25 protein-coding genes are annotated in these 24,652 nt (G+C 51.8%); 21 read left to right on the forward strand and 4 right to left on the reverse strand.

Annotated features, from left to right (window positions below):
- The first annotated feature begins 2 nt into the window (after positions 1 to 2).
- The 10 genes from GQS10_RS18150 (at position 3) to GQS10_RS18200 (ending at position 8,807) form a co-directional block, all read left to right on the forward strand.
- Positions 3 to 893, forward strand: a complete 891-nt coding sequence (locus GQS10_RS18150; protein ID WP_166244852.1) for a metal-dependent hydrolase — start codon at positions 3 to 5, stop codon at positions 891 to 893.
- Positions 894 to 1,050: 157 nt separating this feature from the next.
- On the forward strand, positions 1,051 to 1,473 hold the full coding sequence (locus GQS10_RS18155) for a hypothetical protein (protein ID WP_166244854.1): 423 nt from the start codon (positions 1,051 to 1,053) through the stop codon (positions 1,471 to 1,473).
- A complete protein-coding gene (locus tag GQS10_RS18160) occupies positions 1,470 to 2,003 on the forward strand; it encodes a hypothetical protein (protein WP_166244856.1) in 534 nt (177 codons plus the stop codon). Before GQS10_RS18155 ends, GQS10_RS18160 begins: the two co-directional genes overlap by 4 nt.
- Before the next feature lie 2 nt (positions 2,004 to 2,005).
- Positions 2,006 to 2,293 carry a HesB/YadR/YfhF family protein gene (locus GQS10_RS18165; protein WP_341805098.1) on the forward strand — a complete coding sequence of 96 codons (288 nt, stop codon included), beginning with the start codon at positions 2,006 to 2,008 and terminating at the stop codon, positions 2,291 to 2,293.
- A 230-nt stretch (positions 2,294 to 2,523) separates the two neighbouring features.
- Positions 2,524 to 2,946 (forward strand): VOC family protein, encoded by a 423-nt coding sequence (locus GQS10_RS18170; protein ID WP_166244860.1) that lies wholly within the window; start codon positions 2,524 to 2,526, stop codon positions 2,944 to 2,946.
- A gap of 90 nt (positions 2,947 to 3,036) precedes the next feature.
- Entirely contained in the window at positions 3,037 to 3,627 is a 591-nt protein-coding gene (locus GQS10_RS18175) for a thioredoxin family protein (protein WP_166244863.1), read from the forward strand.
- A 175-nt stretch (positions 3,628 to 3,802) separates the two neighbouring features.
- Positions 3,803 to 4,462, forward strand: a complete 660-nt coding sequence (locus tag GQS10_RS18180; protein ID WP_166244865.1) for an SGNH/GDSL hydrolase family protein — start codon at positions 3,803 to 3,805, stop codon at positions 4,460 to 4,462.
- 1,278 nt (positions 4,463 to 5,740) lie between these two features.
- Positions 5,741 to 7,279 (forward strand): serine hydrolase domain-containing protein, encoded by a 1,539-nt coding sequence (locus GQS10_RS18190; RefSeq protein ID WP_341805094.1) that lies wholly within the window; start codon positions 5,741 to 5,743, stop codon positions 7,277 to 7,279.
- A 50-nt stretch (positions 7,280 to 7,329) separates the two neighbouring features.
- Positions 7,330 to 7,713 carry a hypothetical protein gene (locus GQS10_RS18195; RefSeq protein ID WP_166244869.1) on the forward strand — a complete coding sequence of 128 codons (384 nt, stop codon included), beginning with the start codon at positions 7,330 to 7,332 and terminating at the stop codon, positions 7,711 to 7,713.
- Between the two features lie 95 nt (positions 7,714 to 7,808).
- Positions 7,809 to 8,807, forward strand: coding sequence for an HD domain-containing protein (locus GQS10_RS18200; RefSeq protein ID WP_166244871.1), 999 nt, complete (start codon positions 7,809 to 7,811; stop codon positions 8,805 to 8,807).
- A gap of 135 nt (positions 8,808 to 8,942) precedes the next feature.
- On the opposite strand, the gene GQS10_RS18205 is transcribed toward GQS10_RS18200, so the two are convergent.
- Positions 8,943 to 9,260 (reverse strand): hypothetical protein, encoded by a 318-nt coding sequence (locus GQS10_RS18205; protein ID WP_166244873.1) that lies wholly within the window; start codon positions 9,258 to 9,260, stop codon positions 8,943 to 8,945.
- 282 nt (positions 9,261 to 9,542) lie between these two features.
- Here GQS10_RS18205 and abnA point away from each other — a divergent pair, with 282 nt between their 5' ends.
- The 7 genes from abnA to GQS10_RS18240 all read left to right on the forward strand — a co-directional run bounded on the left by abnA (position 9,543) and on the right by GQS10_RS18240 (position 18,270).
- Positions 9,543 to 10,484 carry an arabinan endo-1,5-alpha-L-arabinosidase AbnA gene (gene abnA, locus GQS10_RS18210; RefSeq protein ID WP_166244875.1) on the forward strand — a complete coding sequence of 314 codons (942 nt, stop codon included), beginning with the start codon at positions 9,543 to 9,545 and terminating at the stop codon, positions 10,482 to 10,484.
- A gap of 290 nt (positions 10,485 to 10,774) precedes the next feature.
- Positions 10,775 to 12,523: an ABC transporter substrate-binding protein gene (locus GQS10_RS18215; RefSeq protein ID WP_207952338.1), complete on the forward strand. Its 1,749-nt coding sequence runs from the start codon at positions 10,775 to 10,777 to the stop codon at positions 12,521 to 12,523.
- 75 nt (positions 12,524 to 12,598) lie between these two features.
- A complete protein-coding gene (locus tag GQS10_RS18220) occupies positions 12,599 to 13,615 on the forward strand; it encodes an ABC transporter substrate-binding protein (RefSeq protein ID WP_166244877.1) in 1,017 nt (338 codons plus the stop codon).
- A gap of 22 nt (positions 13,616 to 13,637) precedes the next feature.
- A complete protein-coding gene (locus tag GQS10_RS18225; protein WP_166244879.1) occupies positions 13,638 to 14,645 on the forward strand; it encodes a FecCD family ABC transporter permease in 1,008 nt (335 codons plus the stop codon).
- A complete protein-coding gene (locus GQS10_RS18230; RefSeq protein ID WP_166244881.1) occupies positions 14,638 to 15,669 on the forward strand; it encodes a FecCD family ABC transporter permease in 1,032 nt (343 codons plus the stop codon). Before GQS10_RS18225 ends, GQS10_RS18230 begins: the two co-directional genes overlap by 8 nt.
- 99 nt (positions 15,670 to 15,768) lie before the next feature.
- Positions 15,769 to 16,524 (forward strand): alpha/beta hydrolase-fold protein, encoded by a 756-nt coding sequence (locus GQS10_RS18235; RefSeq protein ID WP_166244883.1) that lies wholly within the window; start codon positions 15,769 to 15,771, stop codon positions 16,522 to 16,524.
- 141 nt (positions 16,525 to 16,665) lie between these two features.
- Entirely contained in the window at positions 16,666 to 18,270 is a 1,605-nt protein-coding gene (locus GQS10_RS18240) for a DUF3889 domain-containing protein (protein ID WP_166244885.1), read from the forward strand.
- Between the two features lie 181 nt (positions 18,271 to 18,451).
- On the opposite strand, the gene GQS10_RS18245 is transcribed toward GQS10_RS18240, so the two are convergent.
- A complete protein-coding gene (locus GQS10_RS18245; RefSeq protein ID WP_166244887.1) occupies positions 18,452 to 19,036 on the reverse strand; it encodes a GbsR/MarR family transcriptional regulator in 585 nt (194 codons plus the stop codon).
- A gap of 296 nt (positions 19,037 to 19,332) precedes the next feature.
- On the opposite strand from GQS10_RS18245, the gene proV reads away from it, so the two are divergent.
- The 3 genes from proV to GQS10_RS18260 all read left to right on the forward strand — a co-directional run bounded on the left by proV (position 19,333) and on the right by GQS10_RS18260 (position 22,391).
- Positions 19,333 to 20,532 (forward strand): glycine betaine/L-proline ABC transporter ATP-binding protein ProV, encoded by a 1,200-nt coding sequence (proV, locus tag GQS10_RS18250; protein WP_166244889.1) that lies wholly within the window; start codon positions 19,333 to 19,335, stop codon positions 20,530 to 20,532.
- Positions 20,529 to 21,368: an ABC transporter permease gene (locus GQS10_RS18255; protein ID WP_166244891.1), complete on the forward strand. Its 840-nt coding sequence runs from the start codon at positions 20,529 to 20,531 to the stop codon at positions 21,366 to 21,368. The genes proV and GQS10_RS18255 overlap by 4 nt, the downstream gene beginning before the upstream one ends.
- A 150-nt stretch (positions 21,369 to 21,518) precedes the next feature.
- Positions 21,519 to 22,391 carry a glycine betaine ABC transporter substrate-binding protein gene (locus GQS10_RS18260; protein WP_166244893.1) on the forward strand — a complete coding sequence of 291 codons (873 nt, stop codon included), beginning with the start codon at positions 21,519 to 21,521 and terminating at the stop codon, positions 22,389 to 22,391.
- Positions 22,392 to 22,521: 130 nt separating this feature from the next.
- On the opposite strand, the gene GQS10_RS18265 is transcribed toward GQS10_RS18260, so the two are convergent.
- Both GQS10_RS18265 and GQS10_RS18270 read right to left on the reverse strand, forming a co-directional pair.
- Complete coding sequence (locus tag GQS10_RS18265; protein ID WP_166244895.1) at positions 22,522 to 22,797, reverse strand: WXG100 family type VII secretion target; 276 nt, start codon at positions 22,795 to 22,797, stop codon at positions 22,522 to 22,524.
- 4 nt (positions 22,798 to 22,801) lie between these two features.
- Positions 22,802 to 24,181: a lipase family protein gene (locus GQS10_RS18270; protein ID WP_166244896.1), complete on the reverse strand. Its 1,380-nt coding sequence runs from the start codon at positions 24,179 to 24,181 to the stop codon at positions 22,802 to 22,804.
- 144 nt (positions 24,182 to 24,325) lie between these two features.
- Here GQS10_RS18270 and GQS10_RS18275 point away from each other — a divergent pair, with 144 nt between their 5' ends.
- On the forward strand, positions 24,326 to 24,586 hold the full coding sequence (locus GQS10_RS18275; protein WP_166244898.1) for a DUF1433 domain-containing protein: 261 nt from the start codon (positions 24,326 to 24,328) through the stop codon (positions 24,584 to 24,586).
- Positions 24,587 to 24,652 lie beyond the last annotated feature (66 nt).

A 24,652-nucleotide genomic window follows, 5' to 3' on the forward strand; every position in this document is an offset into this window, starting at 1 on the left:
CATTGGATACAATTACACATACATTGTTCGGTTTAACTATATATGGCGCGTTTAAAAAGCCGGATATGACGGTAAGGGAGAAGCGTGCGCTGCTGTTTACCGCCGTGGCCGGCTCGCAAATCCCGGATATCGACGTCATTTCGGCCTGGTGGGACTCCGCGGGTCGTTACCAAATGTGGCACCGCGGGATTACCCATTCGGTGTTTCTTGTGCCGGTATGGGCGGCCTTTCTTGCGCAAGCCGCCAAAATCATCTTCAAGCTTCCAAGCTTAATGCCGTTGTTCAGCATCGCACTGCTTGCCGTCTTTATTCATGATACGAGCGATATTTTTAACGCATGGGGAACGGGGTATTTTGAACCCGTTTCGACGACTCGATTGACATTCGGAACGATCCCGATCGTCGACCTAGTGTTCTGGGCGATTATGGCTGCGGGTTTCTTGTTTGTCCGCTATGGACGCAGCAGGCTGCCATCCTATAAGGTGTACCGAATCGTGGGGCTGCTCTTGGCACTGCATGTCGCCATTCAAACGGCTCAGGGGGCCGTTATTTTAAATCAGGCCGAAGGCAAATACGAGCAGGCGGAGCTTTCAGCCGAATTTATCCCGGGAATGTTTACGCTGGTCGGCAAGCAGGGGAATGAAGTGACGATCAGCCGGGGGTCGGCATGGACGGGGCTTAAGACGGTAGAGACGCTGACCTCTCAGGAGCAGGCGGATCTGGAGCGGCTGTTTCGGGAAAATCCGAGGGCAAAAACCTTATACGAATGGGCGCCTTTTGTGGTGGTTGTGGCCGATGAGCAGCGGATCGGGATTTATGACCCTCGTTTTATACGAAATGGGGAATCCTTTTTAGCAGAGTATATTGAGCTTGTGAAAAGCGTGGAAAAATAAGCGTCAATAAGCTGCCATACATCAATCAAAGGTGAAAGCGTGGATGTATCTTTTAAAGCTGTAGAGGAAATGAATAGGGTTAAAACTAGAAGGGGAATTCCTATTGATTGCCTCCGTACTTTTAATAGCTACTATTGTACTCGTTCTATTTTATTTCGTGGCACCGAAGCAGCTCCATCCGTTTCAGCTGATCTTTAGTTGGATGTCGGCCATTTTTATTGATGACGCTTATTTTACATTGGTTTCGTTAAATTTTGAGGTGATATCGGCCTCGGAACGAATTGACCAGTTATGGCTAAGGGTGCTGTGCATGTATATACTGACCCCGATGCTCGTCATTTGGACGATGGAAGGGCTGAGTAAGGTAAATACATGGTTCTGGAAAATGTTCCTTTTTGGTATAGGGGCGGTCCTGCTGCTTGGCGTCGATGCTGCTCTTAATCAAGTTGGCGTATGGGCAGTGCCTGCGGATTGGCCCGCTTTCGCATGGATTTCCAAGCCGATTCTTCTGCTCTTTCTTGTTTGTTTGTTCGCCCTTGGCTTTCGTCATTTCCTAAGAAGGGAGGGGCTGTCGTCATGATCCTGCTGCCTCAGACATTCAACGAGAATGATTGGTTTGTCTTGATTTCGCTTCTAATTGCGTATGCGGGAGTGTTAAGGCTGCCCCGGCTGTTTCCGAGGACGATTGCAATTCTAGTGATGTTTTTCAGCTTAACTCTGGCAAAAGGGGCGGACAATACGCTCGGAGTAAAGCCGCTTGATCTTTACGACACCAACGAAATCCCCAAATTCGATTTGACGGATATGCTGACGTGGGCCATCTATCCCGCGGCCGGGTATTTGTTTATTTATTTGTATCACCGACTTCGGCTAAACGGGATGTCGATCGCGGTGTTTATCGTACTATGCTCCCTTTTCGGGATTGCATTTGAAGCGGTTTGTGTCTATTTCAACGTCTTTCATTATAAGGGATGGACGCTGCTCTATTCGTTTATAACGTACTTGATTGTTCAATCGTTGACGCTTCTTCTATTTGAATATTTGCAGCGTCATTATAAGGAGCATAAAAAGAGGAATAGCAAAAATATGGGATGGAGGCGATCGGGTTGAAAATGTCAGTAACTCCTCAGGCGGTGGCCTGCTTTTTGAAGGAATGGGGTTATCAAGAAGGCGATGAGGTGCGGATTTATGTTAGGTATAGTGGAGGCGGTGGGAATGATCCGTTTTCGCTGGGCGTGATGAAGGACAGTCCGCGGTACCCGATGCTTACAGTGAAAGAAAACGGCATGACCTTTTATATGGAAGAAAATGATGTATGGTACTTAGACGGCGAGGATCTTACGGTGGATTGCCGGAAAGACGAAATTGTGTTTGATCGCTCGGCGGGCGGAGGCGCGTAATGAGATTGCGGCGGGCTATGGTGCTATAAAAACAAGCGGAACACGGGGAACGAGTTTTTAGACGGTTCATGCTGGGCTTGTTTCTTTGAGACGGCCTGAATTTGAGGTTATCTCCATTAGAGGTTCTCAATCCGAGGTAACTTACTTACATCAATGTAACTACTTTTGCCGGGGTCTGAGGAAAGATATACTAAAAAGGTGGAACGAACCTTTGAAAGGAAGTGGACAGGTTGGGCACGAACGAAGTATTGGGCGGCGGCGGTTTTCATCATGTCGCGCTGAGAGCGAATGATTTTGAAGCGACGGTTGCGTTTTACAAGCAAGGGCTCGGGTTCAAGGAGCGTTTCGGCTGGGGCGAGGGGGACAAGCGTGTTGTCCTGCTGGATACCGGCGACGGCAATTATTTAGAGGTTTTTGCAGGCGGTACAGGGGAAATCCGGCCGGAGGGCGCGTTTTTCCATATTGCGTTCCGTACGACGGACGTAGAAAAGGCGGTGCAATCCGCGGTTGCAGCGGGAGCGGAGGTAACGGTTCCGACAAAGGATGTTGTGCTGGGCAATAACCCGGAAACACCGGTACGGATCGCATTTGTCAAAGGGCTGAACGGCGAATCGATCGAGTTTTTCCAAAGCACGGGCGACAATAAGCTGTAAGCTTGAAGGCTGCAGCAGGTGATGAAGCAGTAACCTGCTTACATTAGGGCGGTTACATAGATAAAAAAACTCAGGGAGAGTGTTGTGATTATGACAGCTTCAACCTTTACATTAGCTTTAGGCAACCAGGCACCGGATTTTTCGCTTCCGGCAACGGACGGCAAAACGTACTCGCTGAACGATTTCGCGGACGCGAAGGCACTGGTCGTTTTCTTTACGTGCAATCACTGCCCGTATGTTATTGGCTCTAATGAAGTGACACGTGAAACGGCGGATCGCTTCAAGGATCAAGGCGTGCGCTTTGTGGGCATTAACTCGAACAGCGTAAATACGTACGCGGAGGACTCCTTCGAGCATATGGTCGAGGAGATGAACAAGCACAATTACCCGTGGGTGTACCTGCGCGATGAATCGCAGGATGTGGCGCGCGCTTATGGTGCGCTGCGCACTCCGCATTTCTATGTGTTCGACGAGAACCGTAAGCTTGTTTATACCGGACGCGGGGTTGATCAGCCTCGGGATACTAGCAAAATGACGGTTAACGATTTGGCGAACGTGCTTGAAGAGGTTGTAGCGGGCAAGCCGGTGACGACTCCGCTTACCAACCCGATCGGCTGTAATGTGAAGTGGGACGGTAAGGACGCGCACTGGATGCCGGCCGAGGCTTGCGATTTGGTGTAATAGAGGGTTGATGATAAAGCTGCTTGGTTTTTGCCGAGCGGCTTTTTTCATGGTGGTATGACCATAGGCACGTTCTTTTTGCTATGCAGCAATGTGGTAATAAAAGGGTTTACTTCCATGCAGGGAATCGATACAATGTGAGGCAAATAGCATAGCTGGCTCTGGAGGGGTAGATATGATTTTTGACCATCGTGATAAGCTGCTCATGATCGGCGATTCGATTACGGACTGCGAGCGAAAAAGGCCCTACGGTGAAGGTATCCACGGGGGCGTCGGAAAGGGTTATGTCGCCATGGTGGACGCGCTGCTTACTTCGGCGTACCCGGAGCTTTCGATCCATGTTACCAACATGGGCATTAGCGGTAACACGGTGCGGGATCTAAAAGGGCGTTGGGAAACCGATGTGCTGGAGCTCTCCCCGGACTGGGTATCGGTGATGATCGGCACGAACGATGTATGGAGGCAGCATGATCAGCCGACGATGAAAAAATCTCATGTGTACTTGGATGAGTACGAGCGTACCTTGGATGAACTGGTGGAACGGACGCTTCCGAAGGTGAAGGGCATGATTTTGATGACGCCATTTTATATTGAGCCGAATCCGCAGGATACGATGCGTGCGATGATGGATCAGTATGGTGATGTTGTGAGGGGGATCGCTGAGAAGCGGGAGTGTATTTTTGTCGATACGCAGCGTGCGTTTGAACCGCTGTTGCGCGAGCGCCATTCTTCGATGATCGCATGGGATCGGGTGCACCCGAATCCGACAGGGCATATGGTGTTGGCGCGGGCGTTTTTGCAGGCGGTGGGCTTTGACTGGCAGAAGGGCCAGTAAGCAGTGCTTGAGCATCGGGCACGCAGATCCAATCGCCGCCACGCCGCTTGAACATCTGCCACGAAGATCCAACCGCCGCTACGTGGCTTGAACATCTGCCACGAAGATGCAACCGCCGCCACGCGCCGCTTGAGCATCCGGCACGCAGATGCAATCGCCGCCACGCGCCGCTTGAGCATCGGACACGCCGATTAAAACGCCGCCACGCCGCTTGAACATCGGACACGCCGATCCAACCGCCGCCACGTCGCTTGAACATCCACGGATGGTTGTTTTGACGCTAACTTGGATGATGGGGCTGAAAGTGGCGTGAAGACACTCGGGGACAGCGATTAATACAAATAATTGTGATTATTTTCGGCGGCGGCTAGTATTTTTTGCGAAACAATACAAGTAATTTGTATTGTTTTTTCTTTTGTGTGCTGCGGTGGCACTCTTTGCGAAGAATAATCACAATAATTGTGATTATTAGGCTTTTTTTCAGCTAGTTGAAGGCGAATAATACAAATTTTTTGTATTACGATCGCCAGAAGGGCGGTTTTGAGCAACCTCGCATTAGAAAGTGGACGAAGATGAGACCGGGAGGAGAGTTCGAGCAGATGGCGCAAGCGGGAAGTCGGATTCAGGAGCGGTACTCGGACCAAGTGCAGAATCAGGAGCAAGAATCGGATCAGGAGCGGGACTCGAGCCAAGAGCAGAGTCGGGGCCAGAATTCGGACCAGGAGCTGGGCTTGAGCCATATGCAGAATCAGGAGCAAGAATCGGACCATGAGCGGGACTTGAGCCAAGAGCAGAGTCGGGGCCAGAATTCGAGCCAGGAGCTGGGCTTGAGCCATGTGCAAAATCAGGAGCAAGAATCGGATCAGGAGCGGGACTCGAGCCAAGAGCAGAGTCGGGGCCAGAATTCGGACCAGGAGCTGGGCTTGAGCCATATGCAGAATCAGGAGCAAGAATCGGACCATGAGCGGGACTTGAGCCAAGAGCAGAGTCGGGGCCAGAATTCGAGCCAGGAGCTGGGCTTGAGCCATGTGCAAAATCAGGAGCAAGAATCGGATCAGGAGCGGGACTCGAGCCAAGAGCAGAGTCGGGGCCAGAATTCGAGTCAGGAGCTGGGCTTGAGCCATGTGCAGAATGTGGGGCAGAATCAGGAGCAAGACTCGGATCAGNTCAGGAGCTGGGCTTGAGCCATGTGCAGAATGTGGGGCAGAATCAGGAGCAAGACTCGGATCAGAGCGGGAATCGAGCCAAGAGCAGAATCAGAAGGGGGGGGCGAGCCAAGTGCAAAACCAAAACCAAAACCAAAACCAAAGCCAAAACCAAAACCAAAACCAAAACCAAAACCAAAACCAAAACCAAAACCAAAACCAAAACCAAAACCAAAACCAAAACCGCTTGGAACGGACTACACCCGAGCAGGCCGGGATTTCCTCCGAAGCCGTGTTAGCGTTTGTGGAGGGGGCGGAGGAGAGAGGCATTCCGCTTCACAGCTTCATGCTGCTTCGAGGCGGTAAAGTTGCCGCCGAAGGATACTATGCTCCCTTCAAGGAAGACCACCTACATCCTATCTTTTCGGTGAGCAAAAGCGTCACCTCCGCCGCTATCGGCATCGCCATTGGCGAGGGGTTGCTAAACCTGACGGACCGGGTGGCGGACTTTTTCCCAGAAAAGCTCGATGGGGAGCTGCATCCTTACACGGCCATGATGACGGTGGAGCATTTGCTGCTCATGGCGACCGTCCATCCGAAATCCACCAATACGCAAATAGAGGATTGGGTGCATGGCTTCCTAAACACGCCCCCTACGAAAATGCCCGGTACCAGCTTCGCCTACGATACGACGGGAACTCACACATTGTGTGCGATTTTGCAGAGGGTTACGGGGATGACTGTGCTGGAGTATTTGAGACCCCGATTGTTCGAACCGCTCTCCATGGGAGAGCTTTGGTGGGAGAGCTGTCCGCTTGGCATTAACAAGGGCGGCAGCGGGATCCGCTGCACGACGGAAGCGCTGGCTCGGTTCGGCCAATTGTATTTGCAGGACGGTGTCTGGAATGGGGTGCGGATTTTGCCGGAGGGCTGGGTGGAGCGCAGCACCGGCAACCGGATCGGCACCCATGGTACCCGTGTCATGCTGGACGGCAAGCTGGGCTACGGCTATCAGTTTTGGCGTGTCCGTCATAACGGATATTGCGCCTTCGGCATGGGCGGCCAACTCGTCATTGTGCTGCCGGATCAGGAGCTGGTCTTCGTGACCACAGCGAATACACTCGAATATAAAGACGGGCAGACACGTATCATCGAATGCTTCTGGTCGACGATTTATGCGGCACTTACGGAAAGTGGCGGTACTCCGCTTTCACCTAATCCGGAAGCAGCGGCGCTGCAGCAGCGTTTCGCTGCGCTGAGCCATTTCAAGCCGGCTGGGCGCACTCATTCACCGTTTTCCAGTGACTTTAGTGGACGTCATTGGGCGCTAGAGTCTAATCGGTACGGCTACGATGCGTGTGAATTCGAATTGGAGGGCGACCGGACAGGCCTTTACTTCCATAGGAACGGTGCTCGCCTGGAATTGGCGTTTGGAATGGGGAAGTGGGTCCAAGGGACGGAGCCGTTTATGGATTTAGGGGGGCCCTCCTATGGTGCTGCAGTCTGGACGGATGAACGGACGCTCGTGGTGACGGTCCATGTTTTCGATCCCCTTCAGATGTTCACCCTAACCTGCCGCTTCCACGAAGGAGACAGGCTGAGCATCCAGCTGCTTCCGACGGGTTCCCAAATGAATGATCATGAGGGGCATTTAACGGGACGCTGCGGTTGATACGAGAAGTACTATAGGTGGGGCGAAATATCAAGGGAGGAAGGATTATTTTGCGGAAAAAGCGAACGGCGATCCTTTCGGGTTTGATCAGCTTCTGCGTCTTATACGCTGCGGTAGCGTTTTGGATTGCAAACGACGTGAAAACGGTGCTTCGTTTAGGTATGCAGAACACTTCCAATTATTCACCGTACATGACCGACGAAATATATCACAAGCTTCATCCACGATATCGCGGTATGGCCCTAAACTTTGAATATGATCCGGCAGCATACCAGCAGGGGCCAGTTCTCGTGCTGCACTGCTTTTTTTATGCAAAGGCGTATACCCTGCACCGATACGATTCACAAACCTTTGGGTTCCATGAGCCTGTTCAGCTGTCCATGCAGCTGCACGGCGTGAACTGGAAAGCGGTCCATACGTATATCAGACCCTAATTATTCCTTGAAAAAATAGGCCGTTCACTCTTACCAACAAAAATCGGATATGGTATGCTGTCAGTTGCGTTTGACAACGGAGAGGAGCTGACGGCATGACCAAAATACGAATGGAGCAGCATTTTGCAGCGGATACGGTTTGGGAGCCCTTGTACCGGATGGAAACGGCAGTCGAGCCTTACGAGAGGGAGCTTTTCCAAAGCGAGCCGCTGCGCAGGCTGAAACAGCTGTACCACTATGGAGCCGGGGCGCTTGTCAGTCCGGTGACGCATTCACGTTTTGAGCATACGGTGGGGGTATGGGCGTTGACCAAGCGGTTTTTTCCAGGCTGGAAAGAGCTGCACGCCGCCGCCATCGTTCATGATATCGGGCATTTGCCCTTTTCGCACACTGTCGAAATGGCGCTTGGCAAAAACCATCACCATTTAACGGAACAAGCCATCGCTTCCGCACCCATTTCAACCATATTAACGAGGCATGGTTTTTCAGCCGAAGCGATCATCGATCTGCTGAACCGCGATACCCCGCTGACGCATCGGACAGAAGGACTCGGTATCGATCATTTCGACAGCTTTATGAGAGATACCCATATGCTCGGCCTAACCCGCGAACCGGCTTATGAGCTGGTGAATCGAATCCGCTTCGATGGAAACTGGATTGAGGCGGACGAAGACACAGCGCTGAGCCTGCTGCATGCAGTGGCTGACGACAACTGCACGTTTTTGGATCCGTACTTTCTAGCGGTTGATGAGGTGCTGTCGCAGGCGGCGCTGACGCATACGCAAGCTGAACCAGAGCTGCGGTCGCGCATTGAGCGCATGACGGATGCGGAGCTGCTCGAGGTGCTGGGGAATTCTCCCCTAGAGCCGGTGAGATCTTTCGTACGAGTATTAGTGAAAGAACCGCATCTGATCCTCCCTTGTAAAGCTGAAGATCGTGGAGCAATGAGGACGGAAATTCGGAAGGTGTATAAAAAGCAGCCGAGAGTGCAAGGGCAATGGCTCTCTGATCGGAGTGCGGCCGCAAGAGAGCGGCTGGCGGAGCTGGATCGGCTGGCCGGTTCATTTTATTTTACGATTGGCAGGGAGGCCTGAAATCCGTTCGTCGAAGCAGCTCTTGAACACGGACCATGGCGACCGCTCCCCATACTGAAGCAGGCTGCCGGATAATGACGCCAGGCAGCCTTTTTTTCTGCATAAATCAAATCTGTACACAAGGCCGCGCTTCACCTACTGTAACGCTAAGCGGGAGCGAAACGCTTCGGTCTCTTCCTCGCTAATCTCAACGCCATGCTGCTGATTTAGCTGTACCGCCAGCTGGACAGCCGCTTCGGGCTCCTTGGTATACACGTTGGAGGCGCCATTTTCCTGATAGATCATGAAACGCTCCGGTTCTTCAACGGCAGCCGCCAAAAAATTTGCAATATCCTCTTGATCCGGATCTCCTTTAAATTCACTCGCTTGAATGCAGTATACACTTCCCTGAAACTTCCCATCGTTTTGAATGGAGACGGGAACCCTTCCCAGCTTGGCCGAAGTCATTTCCATGCGAGCACTCTCCTTTTTAAAACATGATTTCTTAGTATGGTAAAAAGGAATGCAAATTATCCTACAGCATCTTTTTTACAAAAATAGGGTGAAATACAAACATGAATCAGTTTATGACTACATAAAATAAAACGTTTCCAATAACTGTTTTCATCGCAAAAAGGAGGTGTTCCGCCCATTTATTTTAACGAAATGAAAAAGAGAGAGGAGATTTGATGATTAGCAAAGGACTGGGTGTGAAAAGAGAAAACCTGCTGAATGAAAATGTAAGGAGAAGATTCAATGTCCTTTAAAAAAGGCAAAATCACGGTTGCTTTGGTGCTTGTTTTGGCGTTGGCTATGGTGTTTCCGGTTTCCGCAGGGTTTTGGAATTTGTCAGGGGACTTTGTGGCTCACGACCCGTCGATCATCCAAGTCGGCAGCACTTGGCATGTCTTTTCCACGGGGCAGGGCATTCAAAGGCACAGCTCGACGAATGGAACCAACTGGACCCGCGGCAGCCAGGTGTTTGCTCAGCCGCTTTCCTGGTGGAAGCAGCAGGTGCCGAATCAGGCGACGAACGACATCTGGGCTCCGGATATCAAATATTTTAACGGCAGGTATTGGCTGTATTATTCGGTTTCGAGCTTTGGCTCCAACACTTCGGCAATTGGGCTGGCCTCAGCGACCAATCTGAACGGCCCGTGGAGAGACGACGGCCTTGTAGTAAAATCGACTAGCGCCAATAATTACAATGCGATCGACCCGGATTTGTTTATTGACCCGCAGGGCAATCCATGGCTTTCGTTCGGTTCGTTTTGGAGCGGATTAAAGCTGACCCGTTTGGATGCATCAACGATGAAGCCGACCGGGGCGCTGCATTCCATTGCAACGAGACCGAGCACAGCGATCGAGGCGCCTGCGATCACGTATCGAAACGGATATTATTACTTATTTGCATCAATCGACAGGTGCTGCCAAGGGGTAAACAGCACTTATAAAATGATTTATGGTCGTTCCACAAGTATTACGGGGCCTTATGTAGATAAAAACGGCGTCAGCTTGATGAACGGAGGAGGCACGATTTTGGATTCGGGCAATTCCCGCTGGAAAGGGCCGGGAGGCCAGGATGTGCTGGGAACAAGCCTGATCATACGCCATGCGTACGATGCTGATGATAACGGAACGCCGAAATTCCTCATTAACGATTTATTGTGGGACTCGTCCGGTTGGCCGAGTTATTAATACCGAACCTTAACCCCTGCGGGGTAGGCTGTTTTCATGCGCCTGCCCAGCAGGCTTTTTTAACGTTATAGAATTTATAAGTTTCGCTGAGGTCGGAACGAGTAAATTCTATACCAAGGAAAACTACCGCTTAATGACGTACCCGCTTCTTTGAAAGGACTTCGATAGAAGTTTTTCTTATGATCCTCAACCCCGTCTGTCAGCATTTCTCCGGTAAGGGGATGTTCACAGGGCTGCAGCTTTGTTATAATAACTGATAATGATAACTATTATCAATGAGGTGAGCGATCTTGGCGGCAAAACCGCATAACAGCATTTCAGACGAGCCGACATGGGATCGTCTTCTCGTGCGGCTTACCGATATTGAGCTGCTTCGCAAGGGCTCGGGATGGAGGCTGGAGCAGCAGTACACCGATCAGTATGTGCTGCTAGCCCCGTCGAATGGCGGCGGAGCGCTGATCATTGGAGGAGCGGAGTATCGGCTGCGAATGGACACGGTATGCTTTTGCCCGCCGGAAGAAACGTTCGGAGCCGCACCGGATTCGCATGACTGTACGGATTTATACGTGCTTCGTTTTGATGTACATAGAGAAGTGGACCCGATGGATTTGGAAAGCGCGGGGCACCTAACAGACAAGAAAGAATACAAGCTCTCGAACACTTCTTCAAGGAAGCAGACCGACATTTTATATCAGAAAGAGGATCATCTTCTTAGGTATGCGAGCGGGCTGCAGTTTCGCCTCGATTCGCAAAGCCCGTTTGTTCTTTGCGGTGAAATTCACAGCTGCCTTAATAACGCGGGCTCGCTGGAACGCTTCCGGGGACAGCTGCTTTTTCAGGAGCTGCTGTACACATTGGTGAAAACCGCGCAAAACGAGCCAATAACGGACTCCCTCTCCTCCTTGGAGCGCTCAAAGCTATACATGGAACGCAATTATAATGAGAACGTAACGATCGAACTGCTTGCCCGGATGGCCGAGGTCAGCCCCAAATACTATGTGGAGCTTTTCAAGAAAACGTATGGCGTAAGCGCTATGGACTATCTTTCGGAGCTGCGCATGGCAAAGGCGAAGCAGCTGATGGCAAAGTCCGACATTCGGCTGCGTGAAGCAGCACAGCAGGTCGGCTACAGCGATGAGTTTTATTTCAGCCGCAAATTTAAAAAGGAAACGGGAGTATCTCCTACGGTGTATATGAAAAGCCGGAGACGCAAGGTAGTGGCGTACGGTTATTATACGACCGGTCATATGCTGGCGCTGAACATGATTCCCTACGCCGCGCCCCTGCATCCGAAATGGACGGCGTACTACTATAAAATGTACCGCAACGATATCCCGGTCCATCTAAGCGCTTATCGTCATGGCGTCAATTGGCAGAGCAATATGGAGCTGTTAGAGGAAGCGCAGCCGGACTCTGTCATATGCGTTGACATGCTGGAGACTGAGGAGAAAGAGGCGCTTGCTTCGGTTGCCCCTGTGCTCTTTCTGCCATCGGACGCGGACTGGAGAGAGCATCTGCGGATGACGGGGGAGCACCTCGGGATTTCAGGGGAAGCGGAGCAATGGTTAGCTTCCTACGACCGGAAGGTTCGTGCGGCTAGAGGAAGGATTCATTCCTTCGTCGAACAGGATACCTTTTTAATCGTGAGCGTATACAAAAATCGCATTTCCCAGTACTGCAATCGAAGTATCCGGGATGTGTTTTTTAACGATATGCAGATGCTGCCGGCACTTGGCGAAAATGCCGGCGTGCATCAAATGCCGCTCTCGCTGGAGCAAATTGCAAGCATGGATGCGGATCGGATTCTCGTGAATGTATGCCAAGAAACGGAATCGATCGCTTATTGGAAAGAGCTGCAGCAAAGTGCGTTATGGCAGGATTTGCGGGCGGTTCGAACGAATCGTGTCGATTTTATAACGTCTGATCCTTGGCGTGAATACTCGGCATTCGCGCATTGGCGGATCGTGGAAGAGATAGAAAGCTTAATTGCCGGAAATTATCCAAAAGAAAACCGGAAATCGTCCATGGTACCCGTATAGGGACTGCCTTATAATCGCTAATGAGAATCATTTTCAATATAAATTATTGGTGGTCGAGAGGAGACTTATAGAGAAATGAACAAGAAATGGATGCAAGCGGGTCTTATTGCAGTAATGGCAGTCGCGTTGGCGGCATGCGGAGCAGCACAGGAGCAAACAACGCCTTCGAAGAGCGAGGGAGAAACAAAGCCGGCGGCAGCTCCGGCGTCCGGCACTGAAGCAAAGAATGAAGCGCCGGCGGCGGCAGCGCAGACGAAGACGATTAAGTACAAGGATAAAGAATATACCGTTCCGACGAAGACAGATAAGGTTGTTATTACGGGCAGCATGGAGTCGATGGAAGACGCACTCGTGCTTGGCGTACAGCCGATTGGCGGCATTTCCGTAGGCGGCAAATTCCCAGCAATGTTCGCGCCGATTACCGGCAAGACGGAATCGATCGGCGAAAAGCAGCAGCCGAACGTGGAAACGGTTTTGAAGCTGAAGCCTGAAGTGATTTTGGCAACGACAAAATTCAAGCCTGAAGTAAAGGAAAAGCTGGAGAAAATCGCAACGACGATTCCGGTATCCCATATCGCTACGGACTGGGAAGCAAACCTGAAGCTGTTGGCTGAGCTGACCGGCAAAGAAGCGGAAGCGGAAAAAGCGCTTAAGCAGTATAAAGACGATGTCGCTGCAGCGAAAGCGAAGCTTGGCGATAAGCTGAAGGATAAGAAGGTTATGATCATTCGTTTACGTGCGGGCAATATCAACCTATACCCGGCAGACGTATTCTTTAACCCGTCCCTCTATACGGATTTAGGCTTTGCGGTACCGGAGCAGGTTAAGGCGGCCAAAGCACAGGAAGTCGTATCGATGGAGAAGTTCAGCGAAATCAACCCGGACTATTTGTTCGTTCAATTTAGCGAAGATGAGAACAAGGATAAGCCAAAGACGCTGGAAGAGCTGCAAAACAACCCGATTTGGAAGAGCCTGAATGCAGTGAAAAACGGCAAGGTGTTTGTCAACGTCGTTGATCCATTGGCACAAGGCGGTACGGCGTGGAGTAAAATCAACTTCTTAAAAGCAGCGGTAGAAAAGCTGTCCAACTAATCGGCGGTGAAACCATAAACCTATGAGAATGAAATCTTCCATCGGAGCTTGGCTCATTTGGACCTCCCCCGTTGTCATCACGGGGCTGGCCATCCTTTCGATTTTGTTCGGAGCGAAAGAGATCGATGCCGGCACAGTATGGGATGCGTTCTTCCGGTTTGATGAAGGCAATGTAAATCATCAAATTATTATGCACTCTAGAGTTCCTAGGGCGGTGGGGGCCTTATTAATCGGGGCCTTCCTCGCCATATCGGGTGCGCTTATGCAGGGGATGACAAGAAACTATCTTGCATCCCCTTCCATTATGGGTGTAACGGACGGCTCAGCGTTTGCGGTGACGATTGGAATGCTGCTGGCGCCAAACGGATCCTCTATCGATTTGATTTGGTTATCGATGGTCGGTTCTGCTGTAGGAGTCGGAATGGTGTTCGGTTTGGCTGCGCTTATTCCTAACGGGCTTTCGCCTGTACGGATGGCGATTATCGGAACCATTATCGGAACGTTTCTCAGCAGTGTGTCGGAAGCGACTGCCGCTTATTTTCAAATTTCGCAGACGATCAGCTTTTGGTATAACGCTAGGGTGCATCAATTGGATCCCACGCTAATTAAGCTGGCGATTCCATTCGCGATCGTCGGCATCGCGCTTGCGCTGCTGCTGGCGAAATCGATTACGATCGTTTCGCTTGGCGAGGAAATCGCTCGCAGCTTAGGGCAGAGGGTGCTGCTGGTGAAGATTGCCGCATTGTTCTCTGTCGTAATTTTAACGGGTGTATCTGTAGCGCTGGCTGGGAAAATCGCCTTTGTCGGTTTGCTCGTTCCGCATATTGCACGTTTTTTCGTCGGTACAGATTACCGTAAGGTGATTCCGTGCGCGGCTTTGTTTGGCGCAGCGTTTTTGGCATTTTGCGATTTATTAAGCCGGTTTTTGAATGCGCCTTTCGAAACGCCGATCGGGGTTGTGACCGCGATGTTTGGCGTTCCGTTCTTCCTGTACCTAATCCGTACGCGGGGAGGTGGGTCGAATGCGTAACTCGTTCATGCAATCCGCCTCGCGGTTTTGGGCGGTCCTGCTTGGCACGGTAGCGCTTAGCCTCGCTGCGGCGTACATTCACTTAACGAACGGCGAATTTGATATGACCGTGATGGAAGTCGTAAGAACATTGCTGCGGATTAATCCGGTGCCGGAGCATGATCTTGTGATTTTCGAGTTCCGCCTGCCGAGAATTGCGATTGCGGCGCTGGTCGGAATCGGACTTGGCATAGCGGGTGCGGTCATCCAAGGGGTTACGCGCAATGGACTGGCCGAACCCGGGATATTGGGGATCAACGCCGGGGCGGGTGCGGCGATTGTGTTTTTTATGTTTGTTTTTAAAGGCGAGGTCATCAGCCAAGGCTTAGGATCCATTATGGCCATGCCGTTGTTTGGGCTGATTGGCGGGATCGGCGCGGCGGTGTTGATCTATGCTTTTGCATATCAAAACGGCCGATTGGATCCCCAGCGTTTGGTGCTCGTGGGGATTGCGATCGGTACAGGCCTTGGTGCGCTGACGTTATTCATCGCGCTGAAAATGAACCCCAACGATTTTGAGATGGCGGTCGTTTGGCTGACGGGCAGTATATGGAACGCCAACTGGGTGTATTTTGCGTCCATGCTGCCATGGTTTGTACTCTGTATCCCGTTCATTATCAGGGGAATCCGGGTGCTCGATTTACTTCAGCTGGAAGAGAACAGTGCGAAGGGACTCGGCGTTTCTGTGGAAAAGGAACGGGGGCTGCTGCTGCTCGGCAGTGTCGGGCTTGTCAGCGCATGCGTTTCCGTTTCGGGCAGCATTGCGTTTATCGGGCTGCTTTCCCCGCATATTGCCAAACGGCTCGTTGGGCTGTCGCATAAGCATGCGCTTCCGGTTAGCGGTGCGATTGGCATGCTGCTTGTGATTGGCTCCGATTTTATCGCGAAGACCGTCTTCTCCCCGGCGGAGCTGCCGGTTGGCATCGTCATTTCCATCGTAGGCGTCCCGTATTTCGTTTATTTGCTTTTGAAGGCGAAAGGATAATCGTCCCGTGAAAAAAAGCGTCGGCTGAAAGGCGCTGCTTTTTACCATGGGGTGTATCGGGTGCTAAGTAAGGGCTTGCTTAACGAAAGGAGGGCTCTCGTGAAAGGAGTCGTGTTCTCGGATAGCTGCCAGGAGCGGGAGCTGCTTCTGTATTTGCCCCCTTCTTATGAAAAAGGGGGAGCCTACCCGGTCGTGTATGTCCATGACCGAGGAGATGTATTCGATCCGCGCAAAAGTGAAGCGCTCAAGCGGCTGGAGCAGCTGTTCGAGCAGGGTGAGCTGCCGGAGCTGATTTTGGTCGGCATCGAGCCGAAGAACCGGATCGATGAGTATACGCCTTGGCTGGCAAAGGCGTTGACCGACCGCTACGGCTTTGACCATTTTGGCGGCAGGGGCGCCGATTATTTGGCGTTTCTTCGCGATGTGTGCAAGCCGTACGTTGACCGGAAATATCGGACGAAGCCGGAGGCGGAGCATACGGCGCTGGCCGGAAAGTCACTCGGCGGGTTAATATCGGTGTTCTCGATGTATAACTCCCCCGGTGTTTTTGGGCGAATATGCTGCATATCCGGTTCATTCTGGTATGAAGGCTTTGTGGAGTACATGCAGCGGGAGCCGCTCCCTTCGACTGACGTTAAAGTATATATGGACGTGGGCAGTCTGGAAGGGCAGGGCAAGGAAACGATTCAGCAGCTGATGCTGGCTCGGACCGCTGAGGCCGCTCAATGCTTGTCTCAATCCGGCTTGGACGATAACCGGTTATATTATCACATCGTAGAAGATGGAAAGCATGAGCATTCCTATTTTTGCGAACGGTTTCCGGATGCATTACGATGGTTATACCAAGATAGGTAGGGCAGTGGCGGAATCCGCCGCTGCCTTTTTAGCTGTAGCCCGCATGGTGTATGAAATATGTGCTTGTGCGGGTCTTTACAACGGGGCGCGTATAATCTGTAATCGTTTGTGGAACCTTCTTCCTGTTGAAGGAGGGGTGTCATGCGGATAAAAATTGTCGTTACGAGTCTGCTCACGGGTCTGCTGCTTTTAATGATAGGCTGGACTTATGCATCGGAAGAGGAACAAAAGGGAAATGCCAAGCTGATGGCTGCGTTTTTACGGGATCGTTATCTTTGGGTCAAAATGGGGGAGGATGAGCGGCAAATTTCATCGTCACCTGCAGCGTCTGACCATCTGAAATTTTCGGATGACGGGAAGTGGATCGCTTATGTAAGTAAGGAAGCGGACGGCAGCGAGTCACTGCATGCCTATCACCTTGCATCGGGCAAGGACCTGACGATTTCTGCGAAGCATGGTTGGAATCCGCAATGGGCTCCAGGACGTGCGGAGCTTGCCTATCAAGAGGGTAAGCGGCTTCTAAGGGTACGGCTGGACCAGGCGAATAGGACGATTGAGCCCACCCTGATTACTGAGGGGGTTGATCAATATTCATGGCTGCCGGACGGTCAAGGAATGATCATCAGCAATGAATCACGCCGGGTAGGGGAAACGTGGACGCCGATTGAGCTCAAGCTGCTCGTATTCGGCGAGGAGCCCAAGCCTCTCTTCACCCTGCCGGAAATGTCGAACGAGTTTTTCGCGCAAACTTTAAGCAGCTTTAAATGGTCACCGGACGGCAAATGGATGGCATTTATTGCGCACCCGACCGCGTCGTGGTCTATGGACAGCAATACCCTCTGTTTGCTTGCGGCTGACGGCTCGCGTTTTGTCTGTCCGGGGCAAATGCTGGCTCGGGAGGATTGGTTTAAGTGGGCGCCTGTGCCTGAGCCCAAACCCCAACCGTCGGAAAATCGAATCGGCTACATTGAGGGAGAGGGCAGGTTCGAGGTATCGAATAAGCATTTTCGAGTAGATAGGGTACCGGCGCTGGCCTCACCCACGTATACGCCGAAGGGCATGATGGATATTGGGTTCGATTGGCTGAACGAGCATGAGGTTGTTGTTTCCCGGTCCCCGGAGTTAGCCTGGGAACAGGGGCCGGTTCCTAGGGCGAAGCCGGGGCTGTACCGGCTGCGGCTAAAGGATGGGCAGGCGGTACAACTGACGCAGCCTCCAAGCGGAGCCGGCGATTTTGCGCCGGACTATATCGAGGCCGAGGAGGTGCTCGCGTGGGTCCGCAAATCCGATACGGCGGAACCGGACCTATCCGTCTGGACGGCTGGAACGGATGGAAGCGATGCCGCGCTGTGGCTGGAGCATGTGGATACGGCCCCCGTTTGGTACGAGCCGTCAGGCAGCCCGAATAAGGCTAAAGAAAGCTTCGGCAGTGCAGATGAAGATGAACCTAGAGGGGAAGAAGCGGATAATCCTCCGAGGCAGCCCGCTCTAGCGCAGCGTACCTATGCTGCACCGGAATATGCCCGGTGGGGTCGGCTCGCAATGGAGGAAACATCCAAACGTTATAACGCCGATATTGTTGATTATCAATATTTGGGGCGCAGGCTGGAATCGGAAGCCGTTGCGGTCGAAAGCTTTCGGCTTTGGCTGCGTCAGCCGGAGCGTGAATTTGCCGTGCTGGTGACCATCCGTGTGGACACGGACGATCAGCATCAGCTTTCTGTCGACATTAAAGAAATCGAGTAAAAAAACAAGGCCGCGTCCACGCTTTACGTGGAACAGCGGCCTTTTGCCATCCTGCAGTATAAATCTCGATTGAGCTTTACCGTGTCCGGGCGAAAGTGGAAAGCCACACAGTGGTGTCATGCCAAGAAATCCCGCCACTGTTAAGTGATTGGCGCCCATTTCCCAGTACACGGAGTCAGCTTTAAGCCTCTGGCTTGTCCTTCGGCACCAGCTTAAAAATCTCACCTGACTCAAACGCCTCGACCAGCCGGTGAAACCAATTATAATAGCCGAGCGCTTCCTCCATTTTGGCGATATCGTTCTCGAGAAGCTGGCAAAGCTCGGCCGAGCCCTCGGCCTCCGGCTGCTCCTTCTGCTGCTCCAGCAGCTTGCGCATTTCCGTTAAGGAACGCTTTAGTGCCGCTGAATTTAGCTCCGCGGCCTTTTTCCACTTAATCGAAAAGAAATCGCTCAAGGTGCGGTACCAATCGCCTTCCACCTCGTACAGGTCTTTCCGCGCGCCTTTTTCCCATACCTTATTGACCATCTTCAGATCAATCAATGTCCGCATGCCGGTGCTGATGCTGGTTTTACTCATGCCCATCGTTTGACCCATGTCGTCCAGCGTTACGGGGTGGTTGCGAAAAAACATATGTCCATATAAGTAGGCAATGGAGAGGTTTACTCCATAAATGTCCATGTTTTGGCCGATTGATTCGATAACCCGCTGTCTAGCCGATTGAATCTTTCGGATCTGATCTTCAGGGATGCCGGTTAACTCGTCCATGTGCTCCCTCCTTATCCCTCGTTCGATGTTCTTTAATCTGCAAAAACCTCACTGTAAATGTTTTACAGTTTCGACAACACATTACCCTTATTGTAGGCTCGGAGGATTCCGGTTGTAAAGGAGATGATTTGTAAGGATTATTAAGGAAACAAGAGTATACAGTTTTTTCTGTACGAATTGTACAGTCTGAACGTACGATATGGACGGATATAAAGGTTGAGGGTTTATGGAAACTTTTCTAGACTAATAAAGGGACGGCAAACGTCCAACCGATCGGAATGAAAGGGAGTGAAGCAATGCCGATCATTGAAGTGAGGTCATTAACAAAGGTATTTGGCAGTGATGCCAAACGGGCGGTCCCTTTGCTGGAGCAAGGCTGGGGCAAGGAGCGCATTCATAAGGAAACCGGACTGACCGTAGGAGTTAACCGGGTTTCATTATCTATAGAAGAAGGCGAAATTTTCGTCATTATGGGTCTTTCCGGCAGTGGGAAATCAACGCTGGTCCGGTTGTTTAACCGGCTGATCGAGCCGACCTCGGGACAAGTGCTGATATCAGGCCAGGATATTGTGAAGGCGAGCAAAGAAGAGCTGAGGGACATCCGCAGGACGAAAATGAGCATGGTGTTTCAAAAGTTTGCGCTGTTTCCGCATCGTACCGTAGCGGAGAATGCCGAGTATGGGCTGGAGGTGCAGGGCATTCCGAAGGCGGCTAGACGCGAAAAGGCTTTGGAGGCGCTGAAGCTGGTCGGGCTGGAGAGCTATGCGGAGAGCCTGCCGGAGCAGCTCAGCGGCGGGATGCAGCAGCGGGTCGGGCTGGCAAGGGCGCTCGCGAGCGATCCGGATATTTTGCTGATGGACGAAGCGTTCAGTGCGCTGGATCCGCTGATCCGTAAGGATATGCAGGATGAGCTGCTGGAGCTTCAATCGAAAATGCGCAAGACGATCGTGTTTATCACGCATGATTTGAATGAAGCGCTGCGGATCGGCGACCGCATCGCTTTGATGAAGGACGGGGCGCTGGTACAGCTCGGCACGCCGGAGCAGTTTATGATGAATCCGGCGAACGAATATGTGGAGCGCTTCGTGGAGGATGTGGATCTTTCGCGGGTGCTTACTGCGTCCCATGTGATGAGGCGGCCGGAAACGATCGCCCTCGACCGCGGTCCGCGTGTTGCGCTGCAGCTGATGCGTGATATCGGCATTTCGAACCTGTATGTAACGGACAAGGCGAAGAAGCTTGTCGGGGTCATTACCGCCGAGGATGCTTCGGCTGCCGCGAAGGAAGGCAAGTCGCTCGAGGATATCGTTATTCGCGATGTGCCTACCGTTTCTCCGGAAACGCTGCTTTTCGAGCTGTTTGATACGGTCGCGGGAAGCAAAATCCCCGTCGCTGTTACGGCCGAGGACGGGCGGCTGCGCGGGATTATTATCCGCGGTGCGGTGCTGGCGGCGCTGGCCGGCAATAAGGAAGAAGGAGGTGACGGGGCGGCATGAGTAAAATTCCTTTGGATGCATGGGTAGAAGCGATCGTTGCTTGGCTGGAGAACAATTTTAGCTGGGGATTTGATGCGATTGCAACTATTATTAATGGAATTGTAGGCGGGTTTGAGTTTCTGTTTATCTCCCTGCACCCGCTGCTGATGATCGTAATTTTTGCGGTTGGGGCTTACGCGGTTGGCAGGCTGCGGATTGCGATATTTACGGCGCTGGGCATGTTCCTGATTTATAATCTCGGCTTCTGGGAGCAGACGATGGATACGCTTGCGCTGGTGCTTACGTCGGCGCTGATTTCGATCATCATCGGAATTCCTGTGGGGATCGCCTCTGCCGGAAAAGATGCGGTGCAGAATACGGTGACGCCGATTTTGGACTTTATGCAGACAATGCCGGCCTTTGTATACTTGATTCCGGCCGTTACCTTCTTCAATCTTGGTGTCGTTCCAGGGGTTATCGCATCGGTTATTTTTGCGATTCCGCCGACGATTCGATTGACGAACCTTGGCATTCGCCAGGTGCCGAAGGACTTGGTGGAGGCGGCGGACGCATTCGGCTCCTCACCGTGGCAGAAGCTGGTGAAGCTGCAGCTTCCGCTGGCCGTGCCGACCATTATGGCCGGCGTCAATCAGACCATCATGCTATCCTTGTCGATGGTCGTAATCGCCTCGATGATCGGAGCGCAGGGGGTTGGCGCTGACGTGTACCGGGCCGTATCGCAAATTGAAGTAGGCGCGGGCTTTGAAGCAGGCTTGGCGATTGTTGTTTTGGCGATCCTGCTGGATCGGCTGACGCAGCATGCGATTAAGAAGAAGCGGGTGCGCAGTCAAGGATAATCCGGTATAGGATCACGCACACAGCAAGAGGTGCTCGGGCGTTTTAACGGAGTATAGTCCGAGAAATAGAGTAACAAGGCACGAGCGGCACACGGATTTCCCTGCGTTTTGCGGGATGATCATATAAAAAACTTACTGAGGAGTGGTTACATGAAACGCGCGTTGACGATCGGTTTATCGGTGGTTTTAGCATCGGCGATGGCCCTGGTAGGCTGTTCTTCGCAATCCGCGAAAGAGAAGACATTGAAGCTAGCTTATGTCGCATGGGATTCGGAGATTGCCAGCACGAATGTTGTAAAGGAAGTTTTGGAGAGCAAGCTCGACTATAAGGTGGAGCTGCTGCAGGTTGAAGCAGGTCCGATGTGGGCCGGCGTTGCTGATGGAAGCGCAGATGCAATTGTAGCGGCATGGCTGCCGACGACGCATGAGTCGTATTACACGAAGTACAAGGATAAATTTGAGGATTTGGGTCCAAACCTGGACGGAACGAAAATCGGCCTTGTTGTGCCGGAGTATATGGATATTTCATCGATTGAAGATTTGAAGGACGCGAAAAACGGCGAAGCGGTCGGATTTGAAATTACGGGGATTGACCCAGGCGCCGGTCTGATGAAGTCGACGGCTAAGGTGATTGAGGAATATGGCCTCGACAAGTGGAATGTGAGAGAAAGCTCGAGTGCGGCCATGGCGGCTGCATTGGAGAAAGCATATAAGAATCAAAAGCCGATTATCGTAACAGGCTGGACACCGCACTGGAAATTTGCAAAATTCAAGCTGAAGTACCTTGAGGATCCGAAAAATATTTATGGCGGCGCTGAGCAAATCCATACGATTGCCCGCAAGGACCTGAAGAAGGATCATCCGGAAGCGTATGCTTTGCTGGATCAGTTCACATGGACTCCGGATGATATGGCCAAGGTGATGGTCGATATCCAAGGCGGTATGAAGCCGGAGGAAGCAGCGGCGAAGTGGGTTAAAGAAAACGAAGCTGTGGTTTCCAAATGGGTGGAAAGCGCGAAGTAAAGGCTCGGTCCCAGAAGTAGGAATAATATTTTCTTAGATAGGTTAAAAAAGCTCTTTACCCTTGCGGGTAAAGAGCTTTTTTTGGCAGTCTGCGTGCAAACGGCGAGGTGCCGGTTCAGACCTTTGCTGCTCAGCCCATCTGCCGATCGGCCTGCTCCATCATGCGGGAATATTGCGAGAGCGCCATTTTACGTTCCTCAAGATTTCCAATCCGTACGGTAAGCTCGGCCATGAACGCCTGCAATCGGTTCCGCAGCGCCTCAGCGGAGGCGCCCCGCCAGTTTTGCATCAGCCATTCGATCTGCTGCTTCACGTACTGCTGATCCTCCCGCAGCTTTTCGATCAAGGCGACGAGCCTTGCTTCTGCCTTCCGTAAATCTTCAAGCTCCACTTGAATCCGGCTCATACGATCACCCCTTTACCGAAGCACCAGCTTGATCCGCCTGCTGGAATTGACTGCCTTTGGTATGGATATATTCCGCAATTTGCGTGGTGGAATCCGTATACCAGCGGTCAATGGAGGCTAAATCGGTGCAAATTTTATCTACAATCGGCTGAAGCCGCCGGCTTTGACTCGTTCCCAGCAGATTGGTCACCGACTGGACGACGCCGCGCATCTCATGGTGGAAGGAATCGGCGTGCTGACGAAGCCGTTGGCCGACCTCCTTCAGCTGCTCGGGATTCACCTCAATGGTTTTTCCGCCGCCAACTCCGACAACTCCACCGGCACTGCTGCCGCCGACAAGTCCGCTCAGGGCTGTTGAAGCGGAGGCCGCTACGTTACGGAGCATCGAACCGATGCCCATCAATGCCTGCGCCGCCATTTGGGCCTCCTCTTCGGTGATATGCCGCGGTGAGCCGCCTGTGACCGGCTTGCCTGTCTCTGCGTTTACAAGCGGGTTAGAAATGTGGCCGTCCTTATCAAATTTGTATACCTGGAAATAGTGGTAGCCATCTCCTTTGACCGTATCGATGAATCGTTGGACGTCTCCGTACAATCCATCTCCATACTTCTCGTTCGCTTCCTCAAAGCCGGTGTCCGTGTAGTACGTGCGGCCAACATGGCGGTCGTATTCATAAAATGCGCCGGAGGCAATGGAATCGCTGGGATGCACATAGTTGGTTATGAGGCTGTCGAAGCGCCCGTCCTTTGCCTTTTCCTGAAGATCCTCAGGGAGCCGATACAAAGCGCTGGGGGCACTAAAGGTCACCGCTTCTACGTCGTTCTTTGCTGCGGCAAATTGCGCATCCGCTCCGCCTAAGGAATGTCCGGTAAGCGAAATTTCATAGTCAGGGTACTCTTTAATCAGCTGCTCAACCAATTCAGCGGCTAAATCAAACTGATTATGATCCCTCATGAATTCGCCCACGGTATCGTCATAAGCGTCCGATAAAAAATCGCTAACCGGATTATCCGGAATATCGGGAACCAAATCATCTACTTTGTCCATGAAGCCATTAAACCCGGAGCGCTCGGCAACATCCGGCAGGAAAACATCCTTTCCGTCTGTAATGAAATCGGCGACGGAACGGAGCTTTCCCTCTGCGATGTCCCCTTCGGTACCGCGGAAAGCGACAACGATTTGGTTGGTTTCTAGGTTTTTCATCACAACGGCATCGAAGCCGGATAAACCGTCATGCAGCTTCGCGTCATCCGGAACAATCGGCAGCCAGCTGGAGCCGTCGCTTGTAACGACAGGCCTTCCGGGCCCGGATTGATCATTATATTTTGAATCGTAGGCTTCTTTGGAAAGCTCGTAATAAACCTCATCGGGAAGAGAATTACTCATAAACTATTCCCACTCCTTTCTTGATTATGGTAAATTTGTGAAGGTGATCAAGTCTGCAAACGAGGTGATATGATGTTCGGTCGAATAACGGCCCGAATGAGTGTACTAGTCTTCATTCTTGCAATTATAGGAGGTTGTTCCACAATGATAACAGTAAATGGAAAACAGGTTGAGAAATCTGAAATCATCAAAAAGGCGGAACAAGCGGCTGCCAATCATTTTAAAGAAAAGTACAATCTTGACGTCGAATTTACAGATCACAAATTTGAGCCAAAGGAATTTGCTTCGGTTAAGGTATACGGAAATGTAAAGGGCGAACCGGAGGATACCCTTGATGCTTCGGTCAATTTTGCAGATAACTACAGCGTTGGTCCGGTCAGCCTGCCGCAGAAATATTTAAAGTAGCACCAAATAGTATTCCATGGCACCCAAAATATTCCTGCTTGTTTAGTAATTTTTTTGAAAATGCTG

Source organism: Paenibacillus turpanensis (genome assembly GCF_011421635.1).
Lineage (GTDB): Bacteria > Bacillota > Bacilli > Paenibacillales > YIM-B00363 > Paenibacillus_AK > Paenibacillus_AK turpanensis.